This is a genomic window from Caulobacter sp. P1_B12_2 (genome assembly GCF_056406675.1).
Map to the genome: position 1 here is coordinate 1 of NZ_JBFTZS010000012.1, position 24653 is coordinate 24653.

The window sequence follows — 24653 nt, forward strand, 5'->3', positions numbered from 1 at the left end:
CCGGGGGCGCGGCCTTCGTCGGTTTCGTGTTCTTCGCCAAGAGCCCGCGCAATCTCGATCCGGACGCCGCCGCCCGCCTGGCCGCGCCGCTTCGCGGCGGCCCCGTCCAGACCGTGGCCGTCACCGTCGATCCCGACGACGCCCTGGTCGACCGGCTGATGGCCACCCTGCGGCCCGACCTGATCCAGGTGCACGGCAAGGAGACCCCGTCGCGGGTCCGCGAGATCGCCCAGCGCAGCGGGGCCGGGGTGATCAAGGCCTTCTCGGTCTCCTCGTCGTCCGACGTCGACCAGGCCGCCGCCTTCGACGGCGTCGCTCGGCACCTGATGTTCGACGCCCGCCCCGTGGAAGGATCGGCCCTGCCCGGCGGCACCGGCGCAAGGTTCGACTGGAGCCTGCTGGACGGCCGACGATTTTCTCGCCCGCATTTCCTGGCCGGGGGGCTGGATCCGTGGAACGTGGCCGAGGCGGTTCGGGCCTCCGGCGCCCCCTTGGTGGACGTTTCCTCTGGCGTCGAGCGGGGTCCCGGCCTAAAGGACCCGGCTCTGATCACGGCGTTCCTGGACGCCGTCAAACGCGCCTGACTTAGTGGAAGAGCCCGTGAACGCTCCCAGCAAGCCCAACGATTACTCGGCCTATCCCGACGCCAACGGCCGCTTCGGCGACTTCGGCGGCCGCTACGTGGCCGAGACCCTGATGCCGCTGGTGCTGGAACTGGGCGAGGCCTACGCCGCCGCCAAGGCCGACCCCGCCTTCCAGGCCGAGCTGACCGGCTACAACACCCATTACGCCGGCCGCCCCAGCCCGCTCTATTTCGCCGAGCGCCTGACCGAGCACTTCGGCGGGGCCAAGATCTATTTCAAGCGCGACGAGCTGAACCACACCGGCTCGCACAAGATCAACAACGCCCTGGGCCAGATCCTGCTGGCCATGCGCATGGGCAAGACCCGGATCATCGCCGAGACCGGCGCCGGCCAGCACGGGGTGGCCACCGCCACCGTCTGCGCCCGCTTCGGCCTGCCCTGCGTCGTCTACATGGGCGCCACCGACGTCGAGCGGCAAAAGCCCAACGTCTTCCGCATGAACCTGCTGGGCGCCGAAGTGCGCCCGGTGACCTCGGGCACCGGCACCCTCAAGGACGCCATGAACGAGGCGATGCGCGACTGGGTGACCAATGTCGAGGACACGTATTATCTGATCGGCACGGCCGCCGGCCCGCACCCCTATCCGGTGATGGTCCGCGACTTCCAGAGCGTGATCGGCATCGAGGCGCGGGCCCAGATCCTCGAGATGGAAGGCCGTCTGCCCGACGCCGTCGTGGCCTGCATCGGCGGCGGCTCCAACGCCATCGGCCTGTTCCACCCGTTCCTGGCCGACGAGGGCGTGCGGCTGATCGGCGTCGAGGCGGCCGGCCACGGCGTCTCCACCGACAAGCACGCCGCCTCGCTGACCGGAGGCCGTCCGGGCGTGCTGCACGGCAACCGCACCTATCTGCTGCAGGACGACGACGGCCAGATCATCGACGCTCACTCCATCTCGGCGGGCCTGGACTATCCGGGCATCGGGCCGGAGCACTCGTTCCTGCACGAGATCGGCCGAGCCGAATATGTCTCGACCACCGACGACGAGGCCCTGGCGGCCTTCCAGCTGTGCTCGACCCTCGAAGGCATCATCCCGGCCCTGGAGCCGGCCCACGCCCTGGCCCGGGTCGGCGACATCGCCAAGGAGCTGGGCAAGGACAAGATCGTGGTGATGAATCTGTGCGGTCGCGGCGACAAGGACATCTTCACGGTCGCCGCCGCGCTCGGCCGGACGATCTAGGGGCTATTTGCAAGTGACCAAGGACCGTATCGACCGCCGTTTCGCGGCCCTGAAGGCCGAAAACCGCGCGGGCTTCGTGACCTATGTGATGGCCGGGGATCCCGACGCCGCCACCACGCTGAGCGTGCTCAAGGGCCTGCCGGAGGCCGGCGCCGACCTGATCGAGCTGGGCTTCCCGTTCTCGGACCCGATGGCCGAGGGCCCGACCATCCAGCGCGCCGCCCAGCGCGGCCTGGCCTCGGGCATGACCCTGCAAGGCACGCTGGACCTGGTCGCCGCCTTCCGCGAGGGCGACGCCGACACCCCGATCATCCTGATGGGCTACCTGAACCCGGTGCTCAATCGCGGCTTTCCGGCCTTCGCCGCCGCCGCCGCGAAGGCCGGCGTCGACGGCCTGATCATCGTCGATTGCCCGCCCGAAGAGGCCGACCCGCTGTCGGACGCCCTGGAGGCCGAAGGGATCGCCCTGATCCGCCTGGCCGCGCCGACCACCGACGACAAGCGCCTGCCGGCCGTGATCCGCCGCACCTCGGGCTTCGTTTATTACGTCTCGGTGGCCGGCGTGACGGGCGTCAAGTCGGCCGACCCGGCCAATGTGGCCCTCGCCGTGACCCGGCTGCGGAACGCCTCGGGCCTGCCGGTGGCCGTCGGTTTCGGCATCCGCACCCCGGCCCAGGCCGCCGCCGTGGCCCGCGTCGCCGACGCGGCCGTGGTCGGCTCGGCCCTGGTGGACGAAATCGAGTCCGCGGCCAAGATGAACGAAAACGTGACCGAGAAGGTTCTTCTCAAGGCGTCGGAGCTGGCTAAGGCTGTGCGGTCGGCGCGACTCGAATTGGCGTGAGGCTGAAGGCTATGGCGATGGCTGAACCCCAGGGGCCCAAGAAGGGCGACAAGACCAAGGCTCCGGCCGAGCGCCGCGGCGGCTGGCTGTCGCGGATCGCGCCCGGCGTGCGCGGCGCGTTCGCCAAGCGCGAGACGCCGGAGAACCTCTGGGTCAAGTGCCCCGACACGGGCGAAATGATCTACCGCTCCGACCTGGAGGCGGCCCTGTGGGTCACCCCGGCCGGACGCCATATGCGCATCGGCCCCGAGGCGCGCTTCAAGTTCACCTTCGACGAGGCCGCTTACGAGGTCCTGCCGACTCCGGCGGTGTTCGAGGATCCGCTGAAGTTCTCGGACGGCAAGTCCTACAAGGACCGCCTGGCCGCCGCCCGCAAGGCGACCGGCGAGCAGGACGCCATGGCCATCGCCTATGGCAAGGTCGGCGGCGCCGACGCCGTGGTGCTGGTCCAGGACTTCGCCTTCATGGGCGGTTCGCTGGGCATGGCCGCCGGTGAAGGCTTCATCGCCGCCGCCGAGGCCGCGATTCTGCGCCAGGTTCCGCTGATCGCCTTCACCGCCGCCGGCGGCGCGCGGATGCAGGAAGGGGCCCTGTCCCTGATGCAGATGGCCCGCACCACCCTGGCCATCAACGCGATGAAGGACGCCGGCCTGCCCTACGTCGTGGTCCTCACCGACCCGACCACCGGCGGCGTCACCGCCTCCTACGCCATGCTGGGCGACGTCCACCTGGCCGAGCCGGGCGCCCTGATCGGCTTCGCCGGTCCCCGGGTGATCGAGCAGACCATCCGCGAGACCCTGCCGCCGGGCTTCCAGCGCTCGGAATACCTGGTCGAGAAGGGCATGGTCGACCGCGTCACCCCGCGCAAGGAGCTGCCCGCCGTACTGGGCTCGATCCTGGGCACGCTGATGATGGGACGCGGCCTCAAGGCGGCTTAAACCGCCCGAATGACCGACCATCTCCGCGCCCATGACGCCGCGCTGGCGCGGCTGCAGGCCCTGCATCCCAAGCTGATCGACCTGTCGCTGGACCGCATGCAGCGGCTGTGCACGGCGCTGGGCGAACCCCAGAAACGCCTGCCGCCGGTGATCCACGTGGCCGGCACCAACGGCAAGGGCTCGACCGTCGCCTATCTGCGGGCCATGGCCGAGGCGGCCGGGCTGAAGGTCCACGTCTTCACCTCGCCCCACCTGGTGCGGTTCGCCGAGCGCATCCGCCTGGCCGGGACCCTGATCACCGACGAACACCTGGCCCGGGTGCTGGACCGCGTCGAGACCGCCAACGCCGGCCTGCCGATCACCTTCTTCGAAATCACCACCGCCGCGGCGTTCCAGGCCTTTTCCGAGGTCCCGGCCGACCTGTGCCTGGTCGAGGTGGGGCTGGGCGGGATCCTGGACGCCACCAACGTGGTCATGCCGGTGGTCAGCGTCATCGCCCCGATCGACATCGACCACCGCGAGTTCCTGGGCGACACCCTGGCGGCCATCGCCCAGGAAAAAGCCGGGATCATCAAGCCCAACACGCCGGTGGTCAGCGCCCGCCAGCAGGAGGAGGCCGAACGGGTCGTCGAGCGCGAGGCCGATCTGTTCGAGGCGCCTCTGACGATGGCGGGACGCGACTTCGACGCCTGGAACGAGCGCGGGCGGCTGCTGGTGCAACTTCAGGACCGCCTGCTGGACCTGCCGGCCCCGGCCCTGCCGGGCGAGCACCAGTTCGCCAACGCCGGCCTGGCGGTGGCGGCCCTGCTGACCCTGAACGATCCGCGCATCGACGAGGCCGCCATGGCCAAGGGGATCGCGGCCACGACCTGGCCGGCGAGATTCCAGCGGCTGACCGCCGGACCGCTGGCGCAGCGCGCCAAGGCGGGCGGGGCCGACCTGTGGTTGGACGGCGGCCACAATCCTCACGCGGGTCAGGCCGTGGCCCGGGCCCTGGGCGAGCTGGCGGCCCGCGACGGGCGGCCCGTGGCCCTGATCTCGGGCCTGCTGGCCAACAAGGACGCCGCGGGATTCTTCGCGCCGTTCGCGCCGCTGAAGGCCAAGCTGTTCGCGGTGACGTTCGAGGGCGCCGCCGCCGCCAGCGCCGCTCAGACGGCGGCGGCCGCCGAGCTGGCCGGCCTGCGGGCCCAGGCCTGCGATAGTCTCGAAGCGGCGTTGGACAAGGCGTTGGCCATCGAACCGACCCCGCACGTGCTGATCTGCGGCTCGCTCTACCTGGCGGGCGAAGTGTTGGCGATGAGCCCGGAGACCTGGCCGACCTAGGGCCGGTCTAGACCAGAATGTTCAGCAGCGAGCCCGGGCGCAGGATCTTCTGCGGCTGCTGCTCCGGCTGGACGAACGGGCGAGGCGGCGGCTGGCGCTGCGGCTGGGCCTGGGTCTGCAGTTGGACGGCGATCGGCGGGATCGTGGGGCGCGTCGGCGCCGCCTCGGCCACGGCCGCCTGGAAGAACGCCGCCGCGCGCGAGCCGCCAGCCGCACCCACGCCCCCTTGCGAGCCCTGCGTAGACGCGGGTCTCTGCGGAACGGCCGGCAAGCCGGTGGGGCGGATCGTGCTCATGAACGCGACTCTATCATGGTTAATGCAAAGTCGGCGAGCATGGTCAACGCGCGGTTAATGGTCGCGGTTCAGAGACGATTTTCAGTGAAGCTTGCCCAGCATGTCTTGGACGTCGGCGTCGGTCAGGGGGCCGCTGTGCTTGGCCAGGATCACGCCGTCGGCGCCGACCAGGAAGGTCTCGGGCACGCCGGTGACGCCGAACTCGATGCCTGCCCGGCCGTTGCGGTCCGCCAGCTTGACGGCGAACGGGTCGCCCAGTTCGGCCAGGAACGCCTGGGTGCGGGCCGGCTCGTCCTTGTAGGCGACGCCGACCACGGCGACGCCCTGGGCCTTGAGCGCCATCAGCTGCGGCGCCTCGACCCGGCAAGGGGCGCACCAGGAGGCGTAGAAGTTGATCAGCCGCGGGCCGGACGGGGTGTCGCGCACCGCGACCAGGGCGCCGGTGTCGAGGTCGGGCAGGGTCACGGCCGGAACCGGCTTGCCGACCAGGGCGTGCGGCTGGACGTGCGGGTCGTGCTTCAGCGCATAGCCGGCGAACAGCACGACCAGGCCGAGCAGGACGGCCAGCGGCGCGAAGCCGATCCAGCGCCTCACGGCTTGCGGGCCTCGCGCAAGGCCTGCAGCCGCTCGGCCTCGCGCCGCCAGCGGCGGGCCGAGGCCAGGCTGTCGGCGATCATCCAGACGAAGGCGGCGGCCGAAAGGGCGAAGGCCGGCCAGACATAGATGGCGTACTTGCCGGCGTCGAAATCGAAGTGCATCGGCTCAGCCCTCCGCCTGCTGCAGGGCCAGGGCCCGGGCCTTGCGCCGCCAGACCAGGGCCCGGATCCGCACCAGCCACAGCGATCCGAACGCCGACAGATAGGCCAGGGTCATGATCAGCATCGGCCAGGCATAGACCGCCGGCAGGGCGTCGCCCGGCTTGGCGAACAGGGTGGAGCTGCCTTGGTGGAGGCTGTTCCACCATTCGACCGAGAACTTGATGATCGGCAGGTTGATCAGGCCCACCAGGGCCAGGATGGCGGCGGCGCGGGCGGCCTTCTGCTCGTCCTCGAGGGCCGAGCGCAGGGCCAGATAGCCCAGATAGAACAGCAGCAGCACCAGCACCGAGGTCAGCCGGGCGTCCCACACCCACCAGGTTCCCCACATCGGCTTGCCCCACAGCGAGCCGGTGGCCAGGGCCAGCACGGTGAACACCGCGCCCAGCGGCGCGCAGGCCACGGCGGCGGCGTCGGCCAGGGCGTGGCGGAAGATCAGGGCCAGCAGGCTGGCGATCCCCAGGCAGAGATAGACGAACATGCTGATGATGGCGGCCGGCACGTGGATGAACATCATCCGCACGGTGTCGCCCTGCTGGTAGTCCTCCGGCGCGGCGAAGGTCAGGACCAGGCCGGCCGCGGCCAGCACCACGGCGATCACGCCGAACATCGGCGCGGCCCAGCGCGAAAAGGCCATGAACCGCTCGGGGTTCGTCAGGAAGTCCAGGGGATGGTGTTGATCGCGGGCGCCCATTTCCGAGCCTTAGAAGACCTGAAGGGCGCCCGCAATCGTGGAGGTTGCCTAGTCGGCTTTTGGCCTGGCCGGCATGCCGCCCGGACCGCCCTTGAAGTGGTGGAATTCGGCCCGGCGCCTCGGGCCGTGGTCGCCGCCCCGGGGACCCAGGACGTCGAAGGCCTTCTTCTGGCTGGGCGACAGGGCGGCGTAGAAGGTCCGGGTGGCGTCGATGCGGGCCTTGGCGCGGGTCAGGTGTTCGGTCTCGCGGTCCAGGCGCTCCGGCGTGGTCAGTTTGCGCGGGGCGTCGGCGCCGTCGCGCTTGAACCCGTCCTTGCGCCACTCGCCGGGTCCGGTCGACGCCAGATAGGCCTTCAGGGCGCCGTCCTGCTCGGGGCGCAGCTGCAGYACGTCGCGCAGGTGCTGGGCGCGGGCTTCGGGATCGGGACGACGATGATGGCGCATCATCGACGGACCATCGTGGCCACCCTGACCGTGATCCGCCATCGGCGGCGGGCCAGGCGGCGGGCCGTCCTGGGCGACGGCGACCGTCGTGGTGGAAAGCGTGATCGCGGCCGCGGCCATCATGGCCAGGCGGCTCGGTTGAAAGCGCATGGAGTTGCTCCGGTAAAAGTCCCTTGAGCCCAACCTCGATTCCCCGTGTAACGCTGGAATGTCAGAATCCCCGACGAATGTTGCAGGACTGACGGACAGGTCGCCCATAACGCTTTGACGACGCGACATATTTTCGCGCCCGACGCTCCGAGGAGTCCCCCGAATGCTCTATCTGCTGGCCAAGGCCGCGATTTCCGGCGTGATCATCGCCCTGGTGTCCGAGATCGCCAAGCGCCAGCCGGGCTTCGGCGCCCTGGTCGCTTCGCTGCCGCTGATCTCGATCCTGGGCATGCTGTGGCTGTGGCGCGACACGCATGACGTGCGGCGGATGGCGACCCACGTCGAGGCCACCTTCTGGTACGTCCTGCCGTCCCTGCCGATGTTCCTGATCGTGCCGGCCCTGCTGCGGCGAGGCGTCGGCTTCTGGCCCGCGCTGCTGACAGGTTGTGGCGTGACGATCGGGCTCTATCTGATGATGACCGTCGTGGGGCCAAGGGTCGGGCTGAAGCTCTAGCCGCCTGGCGCCGTGTCCCGAACTCCGGCAAGAGGCCCCCATGGAAAAACGCGTCGCCTTTCTCGCGCTCACCCTGTCGGGACTATGTTGGGGCCTGGGCTTCCCGCTCGGCAAGTTCGTGCTGACCGAGACGGATGCGGCCCACATGGTGCTGCTGCGGTTCGCGACGGCGGCGATCGCGGCCGCGCCCTTCGCCTTCGCCCGGGCCGAAACCCGGGCGCTGTTTCGCTCGCCGGTGATCCTGGCGGCCGGCGCGTTCTACGGCATCGCCTTCATGGTGCAGTTCGAGGGCCTGGCCCATGTCAGCGTCACCCTGGCGGCCCTGCTGGTCGGGGCCATGCCGGCCCTGATCGCCGTCAGCGCCAAGCTGCTGGGCGAGAAGGTCAGCCGGGCCTCGTGGCTGGGCGTCGCCGCCGCCACGTTGGGCGCGGCCCTGATCGCCGGCAAGCCCGACGGGGCGGGCTCGCCGCTGGGCGTGGCCCTGTCGCTGGGCTCGCTCTTCATCTTCCTGGCCTGGCTGCTCACCCTGCGCCGCGCGCCGCCTTCGCCGACCCCGATGGCCATTCCGGCGGTGACGGTGATCATCGCCGCCTTCACCGTCCTGCCGATCGCCCTCTTCATGCACGGTCCGCCCAAGCTGGATCTCAGCCCGCCGGTCTGGGCGGCCATCGTCGGCCAGGGCGTGCTGGCGACGCTGGTGGCCACGGCCGCCTGGCAGTTCGGCTCGGCCCGGGTCGACGCGGCCAGCGCCGGCGTGTTCATCAATATCGAGCCGCTGATGGGGGCCTGTATCGGGGTCATGCTGTTTGGCGACCACCTGAGCTTCGCCCTGGGCGTCGGCGGTCTGCTGATCATCGCCGGCAGCTTCATCGTCGTGTTGGGCGAGAAGCGCCCCGCCCCGGTCTGCGCCAGCGCCGGGCCGATCTAAAACCCCTCTCTCTTTGAGGGAGGGTTTCGGTCAGCGCCCCCTAATCCAGCGCATTCCGGCACGCCGCCGCCATGGCGATCGGGCTCAGAGCCACGGCCGCGGCCGAATAAGCCAGCAGCAGGAACAGGCCGCCCGTCCACGGCAAACCTCCAGCCAAAGCGTCCAAGGCCCCCGCCCCAAAGATCACCGGCGGCACGTAGAGCGGCAGGACGATCACCGCGACCAGCAGCCCGCCGCGCTTCGACCCCAACGCCAGGCTGGCGCCCAGTCCGCCCAGGAACGAGAAGGCCAGCCCCCCGGCCAGGGCGCAGGGGATCAGCAACGGGATGATGTGCGGCGAGGCGCCCAGGGCCAGGGCGGCGATCGGGGCGGCCAGGGCCAGGGGCGCGCCAGCGGCCAGCCAGTGGGCCAGGCACTTGGCCACGGCCACGGCTTCCAGGGGGGCGGGACCCAGGGCCAGCAGGTCCAGCGCCCCGTCCTCGAAGTCGCGCTCGAACAGCCGCTCCAGCGACAGCAGCGCCGCCAGCGCCAGGGCCAGCCAGGCGATGCCGGGGGCCAGCGACGCCAGCCGCTCGGGGGCGCGGCCGGCCGCCAACGGCAGCAGGGTGACGACGCAGGCATAGAAGGCCAGGGCCAGCAGCGGTCCGCCGCCCTTGCCCCAGGCCAGGGCCAGCTCACGGCGCAGGAGGACGAGGAAGGCCTTCATCCGCCCACCTCCACGACCCGGCAAGGGACGGGCAGGGGATCGTGCACCGCCGCCAGCACCATGCCGCCGCCGGCCAGGTGCTCGGCCATCAGGGCGCCGAAGCCCTCGCGATGACCGGCGTCCAGCGGGGCCATGGGTTCGTCCAGCAGCCACAGCGACCGGGGGCTGGCCAGCAGCCGCGCCAGGGCCACGCGCCGACGCTGGCCGGCCGACAGGCGGCGGACCTCCAGGTCGAGCAGGCGGTCCAGGTCCAGCCGGGTCGCCGCCGCCCGGGCCGAGGCTTCGGATCCGCCTGTCCAGCGGGTCTGGAACAGCAGTTCTTCCCAGGCCGAGCGCGTCGACTTCAGGCCGTCGTGATGGCCGACCAGGTGCAGGGCGTCGGACCGCGCGACCTCGGCCTCCAGAGGACCGGCCTCGCCGTCGAAGCCGATGCCGCCCTCTGACGGCCGCAGCAGTCCCGCCACCGCCCGCAGAAGGCTGGTCTTGCCCGCGCCGTTGCGCCCCGTGAGCGCCACGGCCTGTCCGGCGCAAACCTCCAAGTTTAGGCCCGAAAACAGCCGCCGTTCGCCGCGAACAAGACTTAAATCCTTGATGCGAATAGTTCTCAACATAGGCCCGAAACCCTCAAGACCCTGGCCTGTGCATGGACGTTGTCCACGACGACCGCTAAGAAGCCCTCGGCCGTCACCCTCCGCATTGGATGGGGCGTACGCGGCGCGAGGATGGACGCTGTGGGTCCGCCTCGATCGCGCGATCCCTGGAGAGGTTTTCCGGCGGCCGTGGACAGAGAAGGGATCCTTCGAAATGGCGTCTTTAGACAGCCTCAAAACCCGCCGCGAACTCGTCGTCGGCGGCAAGACCTACGTCTATTACAGCCTTCGCGCCGCTGAGGAAGCGGGTCTGAACGGCGCCGGCAAGCTGCCGGTCTCCATGAAGGTGCTGCTCGAGAACCTGCTGCGCTACGAAGACGGCGTGTCGGTCAACGAAGCCGACCTGAAGGCCGTGGCCAACTGGCTGGACAACAAGGGCAGCGTCGAGCACGAAATCAGCTTCCGCCCGGCCCGCGTCCTGATGCAGGACTTCACCGGCGTTCCGGCCGTCGTCGACCTGGCCGCCATGCGCGACGCCATGGTCGCCCTGGGCGCCGACCCGGCCAAGATCAACCCGCTGAACCCCGTCGACCTGGTCATCGACCACTCGGTGATGGTCGACAACTTCGGTTCGCCCAAGGCCTATGACGAGAACGTCGCCAAGGAATATGAGCGCAACATCGAGCGCTACCGCTTCCTGCGCTGGGGTTCGTCGGCCTTCAACAACTTCCGCGTCGTGCCCCCCGGCACCGGCATCTGTCACCAGGTGAACCTGGAATATCTGGCCCAGACGGTCTGGACCGCGGCCGTCGATGGCGATGAAGTCGCCTATCCCGACACCGTCGTCGGCACCGACAGCCACACCACCATGGTCAACGGCCTGTCTGTCCTGGGCTGGGGCGTGGGCGGCATCGAGGCCGAGGCCGCCATGCTGGGCCAGCCGATCCCGATGCTGATCCCGGAAGTCATCGGCTTCAAGCTGACCGGCGCCATGCCGGAAGGCGCGACCGCCACCGACCTGGTGCTGACCGTCACCCAGATGCTGCGCAAGAAGGGCGTGGTCGGCAAGTTCGTCGAATTCTACGGCGACGCCCTGGCCAACCTGACCCTGGAAGACCAGGCGACCATCGCCAACATGGCTCCGGAATACGGCGCCACCTGCGGCTTCTTCCCGATCAGCGCCTCGACCGTGGCCTACCTCAAGGGCACCGGCCGCGACGCCGCCCGCGTCGCCCTGGTCGAAGCCTACGCCAAGGAACAGGGTCTGTGGTGGGAGCCGGGCACGCCCGAGCCGACCTTCACCGACAGCCTGGAACTGGACCTGTCGTCGGTGCTGCCGTCGCTGGCCGGCCCCAAGCGTCCGCAAGACCGCGTGCTGCTGACCGAGTCCGCCGCCAAGTTCGCCGAGAGCCTGGCCGGTGAGTTCGGCAAGGCCGAAGCCCCCAACGCCCGCGTGCCGGTCGAAGGCGAGAACTTCGACGTCGGCCACGGCGACGTGGTCATCGCGGCCATCACCAGCTGCACCAACACGTCCAACCCCTCGGTCCTGATCGCCGCCGGCCTGCTGGCCAAGAACGCGGTGGCCAAGGGCCTGAAGGTCAAGCCGTGGGTGAAGACCTCGCTGGCCCCCGGCTCGCAGGTGGTCACCGACTATCTGCTGAAGGCCGGCCTGACCAAGCACCTCGATGCTCTCGGCTTTAACCTCGTGGGTTATGGCTGCACCACCTGCATCGGCAACTCGGGCCCTCTGCCCGAGAACATCAGCAAGGCCGTCAACGACGCCGACCTGGTGGCCTGCTCGGTGCTGTCGGGCAACCGCAACTTCGAAGGTCGCGTGAACCCGGACGTCCGCGCCAACTACCTGGCCTCGCCGCCGCTGGTGGTGGCCTACGCCTTGGCCGGTTCGATGAAGATCGACCTGACCACCCAGCCGCTGGGCCAGGACAAGAAGGGCAACGACGTCTTCCTGAAGGACATCTGGCCTTCGAACGAGGACATCGCGACCCTGCAGCGCAAGTCGGTCACGGAAAAGATGTTCGCCAGCCGCTACGGCGACGTCTTCAAGGGCGACAAGAACTGGCAGGGGATCAAGATCACCGGCGGCCAGACCTACGCCTGGGAAGGTGACAGCACCTACGTGCAGAACCCGCCCTACTTCCCCAACATCTCGATGACCCCGACCCCGGTCACCGACATCGTGGAAGCCCGCGTCCTGGCCGTGTTCGGCGACTCGATCACCACCGACCACATCAGCCCGGCCGGCTCGATCAAGAAGACCAGCCCCGCTGGCCAGTACCTGATCGACCACGGCGTCGATCCGCTGGACTTCAACGGCTACGGCGCCCGTCGCGGCAACCACCAGGTGATGATGCGCGGCACGTTCGCCAACATCCGCATCCGCAACAAGATCACCCCGGACATCGAAGGCGGCGTGACCAAGCACTTCCCGACCGGCGAAGTGATGTCGATCTACGACGCGGCCATGAAGTACCAGGCCGAGGGCCGTCCGGCCGTGGTGTTCGGCGGCAAGGAATACGGCACCGGCTCGTCGCGTGACTGGGCCGCCAAGGGCACCAAGCTCCTGGGCGTCCGCGCGGTGATCTGCGAAAGCTTCGAGCGCATCCACCGCAGCAACCTGGTCGGCATGGGCGTTCTGCCCCTGCAGTTCGTCCAGGAAGGCTGGCAGAAGCTGGAACTGACGGGCGAAGAGATCGTCTCGATCCGCGGCCTGCAGGACCTGTCGCCGCGCAAGCAGCTGATCGTCGAGCTCTACCGCCCGACCGACGGCCGCATCGCCCGCTTCCCGGTCCGCTGCCGCATCGACACCCCGACCGAGCTTGAATACTTCAAGAACGGCGGCGTGCTGAACTACGTGCTGCGCAACCTGGCCAAGGCCGACTAAGCGCTGGACGCCTCGCGCGCTCCACGGCGCGTCGAAGAGATTGAGCCGGGCCCCCAGAAGGGGGTCCGGCTTTTTCTTCGGGTGCGGCTCAGAGTTTTTGGCGAGGAAATGTCTTCTTTTACGCGAGAAGACCGCCCTTCACGGCCTCGTGAACGGCCATCGCCCGCGATCTTGGCTTAAGTGCGCCGCACATGCGTCAGGCCCTGCTCTCCCTCGTTCTCACGACCCTCGCGGGTTTTTCAGCCGCGCCCGCGTTCGCCGCGAAACCGCCGGTGGTCGTCGAGCTTTTCACGGCTCAGGGTTGCTCCTCGTGCGGGAAGGCCAATCAGGTCATCGCCGACATGGCGGACGACAAGGGCGTGCTGGCCCTGACCTATTCGGTCGATTACTGGGACTATCTCGGCTGGACCGACACCTTCGCCAAGCCGGCCTTCGCGGCCCGCCAGCGCGCCTACGCCACCAAGTTCTCGCTGCGCGACGTGCCGACCCCGCAGGTCGTGGTCGCGGGCCGGCAGCAAGCTTCCGGCGCCAAGGCCGAGGCGGTCGAGACCCTGGTCAAGGACGCCGCCAAGGCTCCGTCCAATCCGCCGGACATGGAATTCCTCGGTTCCGGCGGCCGCGTCGCGGTCGGCTCGGGCCCGGCGCCGCGCGGCGGCGGCGAGGTATGGCTGGTGCGCTATGACCCGCGCGAGCAGGACATCGCCATCAAGCGCGGCGACAATCGCGGCCAGACCCTGGTCCACCGCAACGTCGTGCGCGAACTGGTCCGCCTGGGCCCCTGGAACGGCCGGGCCAAGCTGTACCGCCTGCCGGTCTCYAAGGACGACGACCTGAGGACGGTGATCATCGTCCAGGGCGCCAAGGGCGGCCGGGTGATCGGCGTGCTGCTGGAAGCGGCCGAGAAGTAGGCTTCGGCCTCTAGCTTATCAAAACAGGTTGTCATCCCGGACGAGCGCGCAGCGCGAAGATCCGGGACCGACGCCGGGGCTCGGGGCTTCCGGATCGGCGGCCCTCCGGGCCTTGTCCGGGATGACAGCCCATTCTGCGAAAACCACAAAGAAAAGCCCGCGCGGGGAGGGGCTGCCGCGCGGGCCTCTTAGGGGAGGGGAATGTCTAGTCCGTCGGCCGACCGGCGCTCCGGATCGGGAGGGCTGGGGGCAATCAGGGTCCGGACCCGAAGCGTCCGATCAGCCGACACTGAATTTATGGCGAGACAACCCGGCGCTCGAAGGGCGCGATCAAGGTCGTTTCGGGACCGTTCGTGTCGAACCTGTGTCCGAGGCCCGTCGTCACGCACATACGAAAACCCCGCGTGGAGAGGGGCGCCACGCGGGGGTCTCGAGCAATGTTCTAGAGGGTCTCTGTCGGCCGACCGGCCCACGATCAAGGGGGCTGGGGGGGCTGTTCAGGATCCTGAACCGCAGGATGTCCGATCAGCCGACACCGTCAAATTGGTGGGGCAAGTAGGCGGTCGAAAGTCTGAATTAAGGTCATTCCGTGGCGGCGTGAGACAGCCGGGAAATTATCAGAAGACTCTGTAGCGCCACGGCAACGCTTGGTTCACCGGCATTCGAGGGACGATTTCCACCGCTCGCCATGGGGCCTGCTTTGGGTTTAGGATTCGTCCGATGGCCCTGGATTCCCGCCCCGTCGCCGCTGTCGTTTTCTTTGAGCGTCGCGAGATCGACCAGCTCATGCGGCTGTATGGCCGGATGGTCGCCGCCGGCGAGTGGCGCGACTACGGCATGGCCGGACAGAGCGACCACGCGGTGTTCTCGATCTTCCGCCACGCCGCCGAGGCCCCGCTCTACCGCATCGAAAAACGCCCGGCCCTGGCCCGCAAGCAGGGCGAATGGGCGGTGATCGGCCAGGGCGGCCTGACCCTCAAGCGCGGCCACGACCTAGCCCAGGTGCTGCGGATGTTCGACAAGGGCCGGTTCAGGGTGGTGGACTAGCGCGCTGAGGGACGCCCCCTCCGTCATGTCGCGTATCCGCGCCATGCCACCTCCCCCGTTTCACGGGTGAGGAGGAAGCTGAGCCGCCCTCTCCTCACCCGCAGGGCGGGGGAGGTGGCGCGATGCGCAGCATCGTGACGGAGGGGGCGTCCCCCGTTCGACGCAACAAAAAGGCCCCGGCGATTTCCCGCCGGGGCCCTTCAATCTTCAACCAGGATCTAGCGGCGCGAGCCGAAGATGCTGAGCAGGAATTGGAACAGGTTGATGAAGTTCAGATAGAGGTTCAGCGCGCCGTAGTTGGTGGCCACCGCCATCGAGTTCTGGTCGCCGCCCATTTCGTAGTAGGCCATCTTCAGCTTCTGGGTGTCGTAGGCGATCAGGCCCGCGAAGATGAGCACGCCCAGGATGCTGATGACGAAGCTCAGGCCCGGCAGATGCAGGAACATCTGGGCCAGCGACGACAGCACCAGGCCGATCAGGCCCATGATCAGGAAGCTGCCGAAACCGGTCAGGTCCTTCTTGGTGGTGTAGCCGAACAGGCTCAGGCCGCCGAAGGCGATCGAGGTGATCAGGAACGTCGTGAACACCGACTGGATTTGATAGACCAGCAGCCACAGGCCCAGGCCCGCGCCGATCGAGGCCACCAGCGCCCAGTACAGCGCGCCGGAAGAGCGGGCCGTGGGGTTACGCATGGCGAAGATCGACACCAGGATCATGGCCAGCGGCGCGAAACGCACCACCATGCCCAGCACCGTGAACCCGGCCAGGCGGCCGTCCGGCGTCAGGACATAGAGCGCGTTGGCCACCGGCGCGTAGGCGGTGGTCAGGAACGCCAGGGCGGCGGACAGCAAGAGACCCAGCGCCACCTTGTTGTAGACGCCGAGCATGAAACTACGCAGGCCGGCGTCAACCGACATGTCGGCGCGATCCGCGGGGATCGAGCGCGCGTAGCCGCGGTTGAGGTCGTTCATCGGGTTAAAGCCCTTCGAAAAAGATCGCGTCCGTGTCGGACGCTTCCCGAATATCGGGGTCCCGCGAGGATCATGCAAGATGTTGCGCTTTGCGTGGCGGGCCGGCGTCCTTAAACAGACGTAACAGTTTCCTCGAAAGGCGTGACATGGACTACGTCGAACTTGGTCGGACCGGCATCCAGGTCTCGCGCTGCTGCCTGGGCACCATGACCTGGGGCTCGCAGAACAGCGAGGCGGAGGCCCACGAACAGATGGACTACGCCCTGAGCCAGGGCGTGACCTTCTGGGACACCGCCGAGATGTATTCCAGCCCGCCCAGTCCCGAGACCCAAGGCAACACCGAGCGCCATATCGGCTCGTGGCTGAAGAAGACCGGCAAGCGCCAGGAGATCGTCCTGGCCTCGAAGGTGGCCGGCCGGGGCGCGGCGTTCGGCGGCCTCTCCTGGATGCGGCCCGATGGCGGCTCCACGCGCCAGACCAAGGCCCAGATCGACTACGCGGTCGAGCAGTCGCTCAAGCGCCTGGAGACCGACTATCTGGATCTCTACCAGCTGCACTGGCCCGACCGGCCGGTGCGGGTGTTCGGCGGCCAGACCTTCAAGGACTACGAGCAGGACTTCGAGGCGTTCGGCGACATTCTCCTGGCGCTGGACGCCCACGTGAAGAAGGGCACGATCCGTTCGATCGGCGTCTCCAACGAGTTTCCGTGGGGCGTGATGCGCTTCCTGGCCGAAGCCGAGAGCAGGGGCCTGCCGCGCATCGCCTCGATCCAGAACGCCTACCACCTGGCCAACCGCACGTTCGAATACGGCCTGGCCGAGATCGCCATGCGCGAGCAGGTGGGCCTGCTGGCCTATTCGCCGCTGGCCCAGGGCGCCCTGACCGGCAAGTACCTGGACGGCAAGCTGCCCGAGGGCTCGCGCAAGGCGCTCTACAATCGCATGCAGCGCTACGAGGGTCCCGGCGCCGAGGAGGCGATCCGCGGCTATGTGGATCTGGCCGCCCATTTCGGCGTCGATCCGGCCACGCTGGCCCTGAAGTTCTGCGACACCCGTCAGTTCGTCACCGCCACCATCATCGGCGCCACCTCGATGGACCAGCTGAAGACCAACATCGCCGCCTTCGACCTGACCTGGACCGAGGAGATGGAGAAGGCGGTCAATGCGTTGCACGCGCTGCGGCCGAACCCCTGTCCGTAAGAGCGCGAGCCCTCCCCCACCGAGGGAGGATCGGCTAAAAGTCTCTTCATGATCCGTCTGTTCACCGCCGTCGCCCTTCCCGCCGCAGTCGGTGACCACCTTCTGCCCCGCCAGCACGGGATCGAGGGCGCGCGCTGGCGGCCGCGCGAGGCCTTCCACATCACCCTGAAGTTCATCGGCGAYGTGCAGGAGACCACCGCCGCCGACCTGGACGAAGAACTGCGCGCGATCGAGGCTCCGGCCTTCGATCTGGAACTGCAGGGCGTCGGCCATTTCGGCGAGGGGGTCGAGATCCACGCCGTCTGGGCCGGGGTCGCCGAGAACCGCGACCTGCGCCGTCTGGCCAAGGCCAACGAGAGCGCCGCCCGCCGGGCCGAGCTGAAGCCGGAGACCCGGCTCTACACCCCGCACGTCACCCTGGCCTATCTGAAGCGGCCCGCCGTGCCCGAGGTCGCCGCCTGGATACAGGCCAACAACCTGCTGCACTCGCCGCCGTTCCGGGTCGACCGCTTCGGCCTCTATTCCAGCTGGCGCACCAGCGAGGGCTCGGCCTATCGGCTGGAGGCGGAGTATCCGCTGGGCTGAGGCTGGAGCGGAAACGTCCAAGAACGGCGTTCGCCCTTGCGGTTTGATCCCGGCTCGCGCCAGATCACGGCAGCGCTCAACGGTCCGGAGATCCGCATGTCCCTCTATCTGTTCGCCCTGCTGATCGGCGTGGTCGCCGGCCTGCGCGCCATGACCGCCCCGGCCGCCGTCGCCTGGGGCGCGCATCTGGGCCTGATCCCGCTGGCCGGCACGCCGTTGGCCTGGCTGGGCGGCAATATCGCGACCTGGACCTTCACCGCCCTGGCCGTGCTGGAGCTGGTCGGCGACCAACTGCCCAAGACCCCCAGCCGCAAGGTCCCGGTGCAGTTCGGGACCCGGATCCTGAGCGGCGCCTTCTGCGGCGCGGCCACCGGCCTGACCGCCAATGCCTGGATCGGCGGCGCGATCGCCGGGGCCATCGGCGCGGTGATCGGCACCCTGGGCGGGGCGGACGTGCGCGGCCGCCTGGCCAAGGCGTTCGGCAAGGACCTGCCGGCCGGCCTGCTGGAGGACGTCGTCGCCGTGGCCGGCGCGGCCCTGATCGTCTCGGCGCTCTGAACCATGGCCGCCCCCAATCCCGAAAAGCGAAGCTTCGACGCCATCGTCATCGGGGCCGGCCAGGCCGGTCCGTCCCTGGCCGGACGGCTGACCGACGCCGGCTGGACCGTCGCCCTGGTCGAGCGCAAGGACTTCGGCGGCACCTGCGTCAACACCGGCTGCATGCCGACCAAGACCTTGGTGGCCAGCGCCTACGCCGCCCATCTGGCCCGGCGATCGGCGGAATATGGCGTCACGCTCGGCGGCGAGGTCGGGGTGGACATGAAGCGCGTCCACGACCGCGCCCGGACCGTCACCCTCAACGCCCGGGGCAACCTGGAAAAGTGGCTGGACGGCATGAAAGGCTGCACGGTCTTTCGCGGCCACGCCCGTTTCGAGAGCGCCGACACCGTGCGGGTCGGCGACGACCTGCTGACCGCCCCGAAGATCTTCCTCAACGTCGGCGGCCGCGCCAACGCCCCGGACATGCCGGGGCTGAACGACATCACCTACCTGACCAATGTCGGCATGATGGAGGTCGAGGCGCTGCCCCGGCATCTGGTGATCGTCGGCGGCAGCTATATCGGCCTGGAGTTCGCCCAGATGTACCGGCGCTTCGGGGCCGAGGTCACGGTCGTCGAGATGGGTCCGCGCCTGATCGGCCGCGAGGATCCGGAGATCTCCGACGCCGTCCGCGAGATCCTGGAGGCCGAGGGGATTGCCGTTCGTCTCAAGTCCGAGTGCATCTCGTTCGCGCCCTGCGATGAGGGCGTCTGCGTCCACGTCACCTGCGAGGACGGCGCGCCGCAGGTGACGGGTTCGCACACCCTGCTGGCCATCGGCCGCAAGCCCAACACCGACGACCTCGGCTTGGACAAGGCCGGAATCGACCTCGACAAACGCGGCTACGTGGTCGTCGACGACCAGCTGAAGACCAGCAATCCCGGCGTCTGGGCCATGGGCGACTGCAACGGCAAGGGCGCCTTCACCCACACCGCCTACAACGACTTCGAGATCATCGCCGCCAACCTGCTGGACAACGATCCACGCAAGGTCAGCGACCGCATCACCTGCTACGGCCTGTTCATCGACCCGCCCCTGGGCCGCGTCGGCATGACCGAGGCCGAGGCCCGCGCCACCGGCCGCCCGCTGCTGGTCGGCAAGCGCCCGATGACCCGCGTCGGCCGGGCGACCGAGAAGGGCGAGACGCAAGGCTTCATGAAGGTGGTGGTCGACGCCGAGACCAAGCAGATCCTCGGCGCGGCGATCCTCGGCCTGAACGGCGACGAGGCGATCCACGGCATGATTGACCTCATGTACGCCAAGGCGCCCTACACCACGATCCAGCGCGCGGTGCACATCCACCCGACGGTGTCGGAGCTGATCCCGACGATGCTGGGCGAGCTGAAGCCGCTCGCCTAGCCGTCACGCGACCGCGTGGTCCTTCAGAACGCCCAGCGGGACCACCGCCAGCATCTCCTCGTGGCTGGCCTCCAGCACCACGGGCGGGGCGACGCCGGCGTCGAGGGCTTCCTTCCAGCGGCCGGCGCACAGGCACCAGCGGTCGCCAGGCAGCAGGCCGCGGAAGGCGTATTCCGGGCGCGGGGTCGTCAGGTCGTTGCCGGTGGCCGCCGAGAAGGCCAGGAATTCCACGGTCATCACCGCGCAGACCGTGTGCAGTCCCAGGTCGTGCGGCCCCGTCTCGCAACAGCCGTTGCGGTAGAAGCCGGTCACCGGGTTCAGCGAGCAGGGCTGCAGCTCCTGGCCCAGGACGTTCTTGGCGGTGTCGTCGTAGCGCGTGGTCATGCCGCGAGCTTAACCCGGTTTTCCATCCGTGGCGGGCGAATCTCGACACCGTTCCAGTGTTCGCGGCGTGTGATGGCTTCCGATGTCGCGCCCCAGATGCTTAAGAGGAAGAACAAGACCAAGAATTCCAGCGGGAGCCTCATGTCCGACATCGCCCGGCCGCGCCGCAGCGCCCTCTACATGCCCGCCTCCAACGCCAAGGCGGTGGACAAGGCGCGCACTTTGGACGCCGACGTGATCATCCTGGACCTCGAGGACGCCGTCGCCCCGGACATGAAGGAAGCCGCCCGCGACGCCGCCGTGGCGGCGGTCAAGGCCGGGGGCTTTGGCCCGCGCGAGATCGTCATCCGCACCAACGGCCTGGACACCCCCTGGGGCGAGGCCGACCTGAAGGCCGCCGCCGAGGCGGGCCCGGACGCGGTGCTGGTCCCGAAAGTCAACGACGCGGCCGACGTCTACGCCTACCAGGCCGCCCTGCACGCCGCCCCGGTCCACACCAAGCTGTGGACCATGATCGAGACCGGCAAGGCCGCCTTCCACCTGTGGGAGATCGCCGCGGCCTCGCGCACCACCCGCCTGAGCGGCTGGGTGATGGGGGTCAACGACCTGGCCAAGGAGATGCGGGCCCGCCAGACCCCGGGCCGCGAAGCCTTCCTGCCGATCCTGTCGCTGTCGGTCGCCGCCGCCCGGGCCCACGGCCTGACCATCCTGGACGGGGTGCACAACGACATCGRGGACCTGGACGCCCTGGAGGCGGTCTGCGGCCAGGCCGTCGACTTCGGCTTCGACGGCAAGACCCTGATCCATCCCAAGCACCTGGAGATCTGCAACCGCGCCTTCTCGCCGACCGAAGGCGAGATCGCCTGGAGCCACGCGGTGATCGCCGCCTTCGCCGCCCCCGAAAACGCCGGCAAGGGCGCCCTGCGGGTCGAGGGCAAGATGGCCGAGCGGCTGCATCTGGTTCAGGCCGAACGGCTGGTGGCGGTGGCCGCCGCCATCGCCGAACGCTCGGCCGCCTAGGCTGACGTCCCGATGCGCGCGCTCCTGATCTCCCTGCTGGCCTTCGTCGCCGCACCCGCTCTGGCTCAAGAGGCGCCGGTCTCGACCGCGCCGGTCGCCAGCCCGCCGGCCCAGGCGGCGCCCGTCGATCCGAACGCCCCGCCCGTCGTGGCCGCCCCGCCGGCCCCGGACGCGGCGGTCTCGGCCGACCAGGCCGTCGACCCCCTGGCCGACCTGATCGCTCAAAGCGGTCCCCAGACCACGGACGAGGAAGAGCCCGCCGCCCAGGCGCCGCTGCCGCCGCACAAGCCGACCGTCCTGCCGATCCCAGCCCCCGAACCCCCGGAAGACGAGATCCCGGGCCACGCCGTGCCCCAGGGCGCCTATGTGCCGATGGCCGAGGCCTACGACCTGCGGGTCAAGGGCTCGATCCTCGCGGCCCAGGGCCTGCAGGGGCCGCTGGACGGCGGCTGGTCGATCACGGGACCGGACGGCGCGCCCCTCTATGCGCTGCAGCTGGTCGACAAGGTCGGCGGCTATGACGGGCTGGAAGGCGCTTGGCGCGACGTGCGCCGGCCCGGGACGGTGGGCTCCACCGGCCTGATCGATTTCGTCGACCGCTCCTACAGCGGCTTTCTCGCCCGGTTCTCGCCGCGCCCCGGCCGGCTGGCGACCCTGGACCTGACCCCGCGCGGCGACGGATCCTGGGCCGGCAAGCTCAACGACAACGGCGTCGAGACCCTGGTCACCGCCCGCCGCGTGGCCCAGGCCACCTTGCCGGCGGGCTATGTTCCGGTCGGCCGCGGTCCGGTGATCTGGGGCGCGCCCCGCGCCGCGCCGCGCGTGGTCGCCGAAGCGCCCGCCAAGGGTCCGGCCTGCTCGACCAAGGGCAAGACCGGCAAGGCCCTGAAGGCCGCCAAGGCCAAGTGCGCCGCCGCCGCCAAGAAGGGCGGCAAGGGCAAGGCGACGACGGCCAAGGGCAAGAAGAGCGCGAAGGGCAAGGCCGTGGCGTCCAAGGGCTCGAAAGCCAAGGGCAAGAGCTCGGCCAAGGGCTCGAGCAAGGCTTCGAGCAAGAAGAAGCGGTGACCTTCTCCCTTCCCCCTTGATGGGGGAAGGGTCGGGGATGGGGGTGATTGCTGAATTGGCCGCGTTAAGAACGCTGCGCGTTCACCCCCATCCGACCGCTTCGCGGCCACCTTCCCCCATCAAGGGGGAAGGATGCCCAGCACCGCCCTCGCCGCCGCGACCGCTCGCTCGAGCATCCCAGCCTCATACGCCTCGCCCGCCGAATGCCCCCACACCGGTCCCGGCCAGGCCGGATCGCCGACCCGGCGGCCCAGGACGTGGACGTGCAGCTGCGGCGTGACATTGCCCAGGGCGCCGACATTGAGCTTGTCGACCGCCAGGCCCAGCACCTCGGCAACGGCGCGAACGGCCGACCCGGCCAGCACCGTTTCCTCGACCAGCCGTACGCGGTCGGCGGCGGACAGGTCCTCCAGCTCCCGCGCCGCCCCGACCCGTGGGATCAGCACCACCCACGGATAGCGGGCGTCCAGTTGCAGCCGGGCATGGCACAGCGGCAGCTCGCCCAGCTCGGCGGAGGTGGCCACGAAGGCCGGATCGAGGACGAACTCAGCCATGTTTCGGAATCGCCGCCCAATAGTCGAGGTCGAGGATGACGCCGGGCGCATAGACGCCCGCCTCGTCCTTGTCCGGGAAGTCGGCGCAGGGCCGGTCCACGGTCGCCACCAGGCGCAGGCGCAGAGCGCCGATCCCTGGGCCCCCAAAGTCAGACAGGTCCGCCTTGTCGAGCACTTCGCTCCACGCGAACACCGTGCCGCCGGCGAAATAGGGGCTGACATGGCGGCCGCCATTGATCGCCAGGATCAGGCCGGCGTTCTGCAGGCCGTTGAACGACAGGGCCTTGGCGGTCGAGATCACCACCCCGCCATAAACCAGCCGCCGGCCCGACGGGTCCTTGGCGCGTTCGAACTGGTTGAAGTGGACCTTGGCGGTGTTCTGCCACAGCCGCGTGGCCATCTGCGCCTCGGCCTCCTCGACGACCATGCCGTCGACATGGTCGATCTTCTCGCCGATCTCGTAGTCCTCGAAGGCGTGCGGCGCGCCGGCGTGGGCGAAGTCGTACTTTCTGAAATCCAGGCCCGGCGGCGGCACGAGGTCGGCGGCCGCCACGGCGCCGGCCAGCGCGGGAACCGACTGCCCCTCGACCACCGCGGCGGGATCGCGCTTGTGCACCATCACCCAGCGCACATAGCTGAGCACCGCCACGCCGCGCTGGTTCACGCCGGTGGTGCGCACATAGACCACGCCCGTCTTGCCGTTGGAGTTCTCCTTCAGCCCGATCACCTCGGACTTCGCCGACAGGGTGTCGCCCGGATGCACCGGCGCCAGGAACCGGCCCTCGGCGTAGCCCAGATTGGCCACGGCGTTCAGGCTGATGTCCGGCACGGTCTTGCCGAACACCACGTGGAAGGCGACCAGCGGATCGACGGGGGCGGTCTCTAGCCCGCAGTCGCGCGCGAAGACGTCGGACGAGAACAGCGAAAAGCGCGGTCCGTACAGCGCCGTGTACAGCGCCACGTCGCCCGCCGTGATCGTGCGCGGGGTCGCGTGGACGATCACCTGGCCCAGGCGGAAGTCCTCGAAATAGTTCCCCGGATCGGTCTTGCTCATCCCTGCGTCCTCTTATCGTTGTTCAGACAGTTTTGCCGCACTGCAGCGAAACGGGAAAGAGGGCTTGAGACTAAGCCGTTGCGGGCGTAGACCGCGCCCGACATTCATCGTCCACAGCCTTGACGGAGACCCCATGGCTCGCGCGAAGATCGCCCTCATCGGCGCCGGCATGATCGGCGGCACCCTGGCCCACATCGCCGCGCGCGAAGAGCTGGGCGACATCCTGCTGTTCGACATCGCCGAAGGCACCCCCCAGGGCAAGGCCCTGGACATCGCCGAAGCCTCGGCCGTGTTCGGCAAGGACGTCAGCCTTAAGGGCGTCAACGACTACGCCGACATCGCCGGCGCCGACGTCTGCATCGTGACCGCCGGCGTGCCGCGCAAGCCGGGCATGAGCCGCGACGACCTGCTGGGCATCAACCTGAAGGTCATGAAGGCCGTCGGCGAAGGCATCAAGGCCCACGCCCCCAACGCCTTCGTCATCTGCATCACCAACCCGCTCGACGCGATGGTCTGGGCCCTGCAGCAGTTCTCGGGCCTGCCCAAGGAGAAGGTCATCGGCATGGCCGGCGTCCTGGACTCGGCGCGCTTCGCCTTCTTCCTGGCCGAAAAGACCGGCGTGTCGGTCGAGGACATCCACGCCTGGACCCTGGGCGGCCACGGCGACGACATGGTGCCGATGGTCCGTCACTCGACGGTCGGCGGCCTGCCGCTGCCGGAACTGGTCAAGCAAGGCTGGCTGTCGCAGGAAGAGCTGGACGGCATCRTCAAGCGCACCCGCGGCGGCGGCGGCGAGATCGTCGCCCTGCTGAAGACCGGCTCGGCCTTCTACGCCCCCGCTGAATCGGCCATCGCCATGGCCACCAGCTACCTGAAGGACAAGAAGCGCGTCCTGCCGTGCGCCACCTTCCTGACCGGCCAATACGGCCTGGACGGCCTCTATGTC

At 69.1% G+C, this 24653-nt stretch carries 28 protein-coding genes; 17 read left to right on the plus strand and 11 right to left on the minus strand.

What is annotated here, in order from left to right; genetic code table 11:
- The 5 genes from AC1DZ6_RS01390 to AC1DZ6_RS01410 all read left to right on the plus strand — a co-directional run.
- A partial coding sequence (locus tag AC1DZ6_RS01390) for a phosphoribosylanthranilate isomerase (protein ID WP_477095405.1) occupies positions 1 to 584 on the plus strand: 584 nt, incomplete at its 5' end.
- A 16-nt stretch (positions 585 to 600) separates the two neighbouring features.
- Complete coding sequence (gene trpB, locus AC1DZ6_RS01395) at positions 601 to 1821, plus strand: tryptophan synthase subunit beta (RefSeq protein ID WP_477095406.1); 1221 nt, start codon at positions 601 to 603, stop codon at positions 1819 to 1821.
- Positions 1822 to 1834: 13 nt separating this feature from the next.
- Complete coding sequence (gene trpA, locus AC1DZ6_RS01400) at positions 1835 to 2662, plus strand: tryptophan synthase subunit alpha (RefSeq protein ID WP_477095407.1); 828 nt, start codon at positions 1835 to 1837, stop codon at positions 2660 to 2662.
- Positions 2663 to 2673: 11 nt separating this feature from the next.
- Positions 2674 to 3600 carry an acetyl-CoA carboxylase carboxyltransferase subunit beta gene (locus AC1DZ6_RS01405; protein WP_477095408.1) on the plus strand — a complete coding sequence of 309 codons (927 nt, stop codon included), beginning with the start codon at positions 2674 to 2676 and terminating at the stop codon, positions 3598 to 3600.
- A 9-nt stretch (positions 3601 to 3609) separates the two neighbouring features.
- The gene (locus AC1DZ6_RS01410) at positions 3610 to 4923 is read left to right on the plus strand and encodes a bifunctional folylpolyglutamate synthase/dihydrofolate synthase (protein WP_477095409.1); all 1314 of its coding nucleotides are present in this window, start codon (positions 3610 to 3612) and stop codon (positions 4921 to 4923) included.
- Between the two features lie 7 nt (positions 4924 to 4930).
- On the opposite strand, the gene AC1DZ6_RS01415 is transcribed toward AC1DZ6_RS01410, so the two are convergent.
- From AC1DZ6_RS01415 to AC1DZ6_RS01435, 5 genes are all read right to left on the minus strand, one after another.
- Positions 4931 to 5218 (minus strand): hypothetical protein, encoded by a 288-nt coding sequence (locus tag AC1DZ6_RS01415; RefSeq protein ID WP_477095410.1) that lies wholly within the window; start codon positions 5216 to 5218, stop codon positions 4931 to 4933.
- Between the two features lie 81 nt (positions 5219 to 5299).
- Entirely contained in the window at positions 5300 to 5812 is a 513-nt protein-coding gene (locus AC1DZ6_RS01420; protein ID WP_477095411.1) for a DsbE family thiol:disulfide interchange protein, read from the minus strand.
- Positions 5809 to 5976, minus strand: a complete 168-nt coding sequence (ccmD, locus tag AC1DZ6_RS01425) for a heme exporter protein CcmD (protein WP_477095412.1) — start codon at positions 5974 to 5976, stop codon at positions 5809 to 5811. Before ccmD ends, AC1DZ6_RS01420 begins: the two co-directional genes overlap by 4 nt.
- Positions 5977 to 5980: 4 nt before the next feature.
- On the minus strand, positions 5981 to 6727 hold the full coding sequence (ccmC, locus tag AC1DZ6_RS01430) for a heme ABC transporter permease CcmC (protein ID WP_477095413.1): 747 nt from the start codon (positions 6725 to 6727) through the stop codon (positions 5981 to 5983).
- A 48-nt stretch (positions 6728 to 6775) separates the two neighbouring features.
- Positions 6776 to 7321 (minus strand): Spy/CpxP family protein refolding chaperone, encoded by a 546-nt coding sequence (locus AC1DZ6_RS01435; protein WP_477095414.1) that lies wholly within the window; start codon positions 7319 to 7321, stop codon positions 6776 to 6778.
- A 163-nt stretch (positions 7322 to 7484) separates the two neighbouring features.
- On the opposite strand from AC1DZ6_RS01435, the gene AC1DZ6_RS01440 reads away from it, so the two are divergent.
- The gene (locus tag AC1DZ6_RS01440; protein ID WP_477095415.1) at positions 7485 to 7835 is read left to right on the plus strand and encodes a DUF3147 family protein; all 351 of its coding nucleotides are present in this window, start codon (positions 7485 to 7487) and stop codon (positions 7833 to 7835) included.
- 40 nt (positions 7836 to 7875) lie between these two features.
- Entirely contained in the window at positions 7876 to 8763 is an 888-nt protein-coding gene (locus AC1DZ6_RS01445) for a DMT family transporter (RefSeq protein ID WP_477095416.1), read from the plus strand.
- 40 nt (positions 8764 to 8803) lie between these two features.
- Here the strand turns inward: AC1DZ6_RS01445 and ccmB are convergent, their stop codons facing one another.
- On the minus strand, positions 8804 to 9469 hold the full coding sequence (ccmB, locus tag AC1DZ6_RS01450; RefSeq protein ID WP_477095417.1) for a heme exporter protein CcmB: 666 nt from the start codon (positions 9467 to 9469) through the stop codon (positions 8804 to 8806).
- Complete coding sequence (gene ccmA, locus AC1DZ6_RS01455; RefSeq protein WP_477095418.1) at positions 9466 to 10080, minus strand: heme ABC exporter ATP-binding protein CcmA; 615 nt, start codon at positions 10078 to 10080, stop codon at positions 9466 to 9468. The genes ccmB and ccmA overlap by 4 nt, the downstream gene beginning before the upstream one ends.
- A 193-nt stretch (positions 10081 to 10273) precedes the next feature.
- Here ccmA and acnA point away from each other — a divergent pair, with 193 nt between their 5' ends.
- From acnA to AC1DZ6_RS01470, 3 genes are all read left to right on the plus strand, one after another.
- On the plus strand, positions 10274 to 12961 hold the full coding sequence (gene acnA / locus AC1DZ6_RS01460; protein ID WP_477095419.1) for an aconitate hydratase AcnA: 2688 nt from the start codon (positions 10274 to 10276) through the stop codon (positions 12959 to 12961).
- A 191-nt stretch (positions 12962 to 13152) separates the two neighbouring features.
- Positions 13153 to 13869, plus strand: coding sequence for a DUF1223 domain-containing protein (locus AC1DZ6_RS01465; RefSeq protein ID WP_477095420.1), 717 nt, complete (start codon positions 13153 to 13155; stop codon positions 13867 to 13869).
- A 720-nt stretch (positions 13870 to 14589) separates the two neighbouring features.
- Positions 14590 to 14916, plus strand: coding sequence for a DUF2794 domain-containing protein (locus tag AC1DZ6_RS01470; protein WP_477095421.1), 327 nt, complete (start codon positions 14590 to 14592; stop codon positions 14914 to 14916).
- Positions 14917 to 15134: 218 nt separating this feature from the next.
- Here the strand turns inward: AC1DZ6_RS01470 and AC1DZ6_RS01475 are convergent, their stop codons facing one another.
- Positions 15135 to 15887 (minus strand): Bax inhibitor-1/YccA family protein, encoded by a 753-nt coding sequence (locus tag AC1DZ6_RS01475; RefSeq protein ID WP_477095422.1) that lies wholly within the window; start codon positions 15885 to 15887, stop codon positions 15135 to 15137.
- Between the two features lie 146 nt (positions 15888 to 16033).
- Between AC1DZ6_RS01475 and AC1DZ6_RS01480 the strand changes: the two genes are divergently transcribed.
- From AC1DZ6_RS01480 to AC1DZ6_RS01495, 4 genes are all read left to right on the plus strand, one after another.
- The gene (locus AC1DZ6_RS01480) at positions 16034 to 17086 is read left to right on the plus strand and encodes an aldo/keto reductase (RefSeq protein WP_477095423.1); all 1053 of its coding nucleotides are present in this window, start codon (positions 16034 to 16036) and stop codon (positions 17084 to 17086) included.
- Positions 17087 to 17134: 48 nt separating this feature from the next.
- Positions 17135 to 17671 carry an RNA 2',3'-cyclic phosphodiesterase gene (thpR, locus tag AC1DZ6_RS01485; RefSeq protein ID WP_477095424.1) on the plus strand — a complete coding sequence of 179 codons (537 nt, stop codon included), beginning with the start codon at positions 17135 to 17137 and terminating at the stop codon, positions 17669 to 17671.
- A 96-nt stretch (positions 17672 to 17767) separates the two neighbouring features.
- Entirely contained in the window at positions 17768 to 18229 is a 462-nt protein-coding gene (locus tag AC1DZ6_RS01490; protein ID WP_477095425.1) for a DUF4126 family protein, read from the plus strand.
- 3 nt (positions 18230 to 18232) lie between these two features.
- Positions 18233 to 19630 (plus strand): FAD-containing oxidoreductase, encoded by a 1398-nt coding sequence (locus AC1DZ6_RS01495; RefSeq protein ID WP_477095426.1) that lies wholly within the window; start codon positions 18233 to 18235, stop codon positions 19628 to 19630.
- 3 nt (positions 19631 to 19633) lie between these two features.
- Here the strand turns inward: AC1DZ6_RS01495 and AC1DZ6_RS01500 are convergent, their stop codons facing one another.
- A complete protein-coding gene (locus AC1DZ6_RS01500; RefSeq protein ID WP_477095427.1) occupies positions 19634 to 20014 on the minus strand; it encodes a DUF2237 family protein in 381 nt (126 codons plus the stop codon).
- Between the two features lie 141 nt (positions 20015 to 20155).
- On the opposite strand from AC1DZ6_RS01500, the gene AC1DZ6_RS01505 reads away from it, so the two are divergent.
- Both AC1DZ6_RS01505 and AC1DZ6_RS01510 read left to right on the plus strand, forming a co-directional pair.
- Positions 20156 to 21034, plus strand: a complete 879-nt coding sequence (locus tag AC1DZ6_RS01505; protein WP_477095428.1) for an HpcH/HpaI aldolase/citrate lyase family protein — start codon at positions 20156 to 20158, stop codon at positions 21032 to 21034.
- Positions 21035 to 21046: 12 nt separating this feature from the next.
- On the plus strand, positions 21047 to 22099 hold the full coding sequence (locus AC1DZ6_RS01510) for a hypothetical protein (RefSeq protein ID WP_477095429.1): 1053 nt from the start codon (positions 21047 to 21049) through the stop codon (positions 22097 to 22099).
- A gap of 119 nt (positions 22100 to 22218) precedes the next feature.
- Here the strand turns inward: AC1DZ6_RS01510 and AC1DZ6_RS01515 are convergent, their stop codons facing one another.
- The gene (locus tag AC1DZ6_RS01515; RefSeq protein ID WP_477095430.1) at positions 22219 to 22653 is read right to left on the minus strand and encodes an HIT domain-containing protein; all 435 of its coding nucleotides are present in this window, start codon (positions 22651 to 22653) and stop codon (positions 22219 to 22221) included.
- The gene (locus AC1DZ6_RS01520) at positions 22646 to 23707 is read right to left on the minus strand and encodes a MaoC family dehydratase (RefSeq protein WP_477095431.1); all 1062 of its coding nucleotides are present in this window, start codon (positions 23705 to 23707) and stop codon (positions 22646 to 22648) included. Before AC1DZ6_RS01520 ends, AC1DZ6_RS01515 begins: the two co-directional genes overlap by 8 nt.
- 133 nt (positions 23708 to 23840) lie before the next feature.
- On the opposite strand from AC1DZ6_RS01520, the gene mdh reads away from it, so the two are divergent.
- Positions 23841 to 24653, plus strand: an 813-nt coding sequence (gene mdh / locus AC1DZ6_RS01525) for a malate dehydrogenase (RefSeq protein WP_477095432.1), incomplete at its 3' end; no start/stop codon positions are given.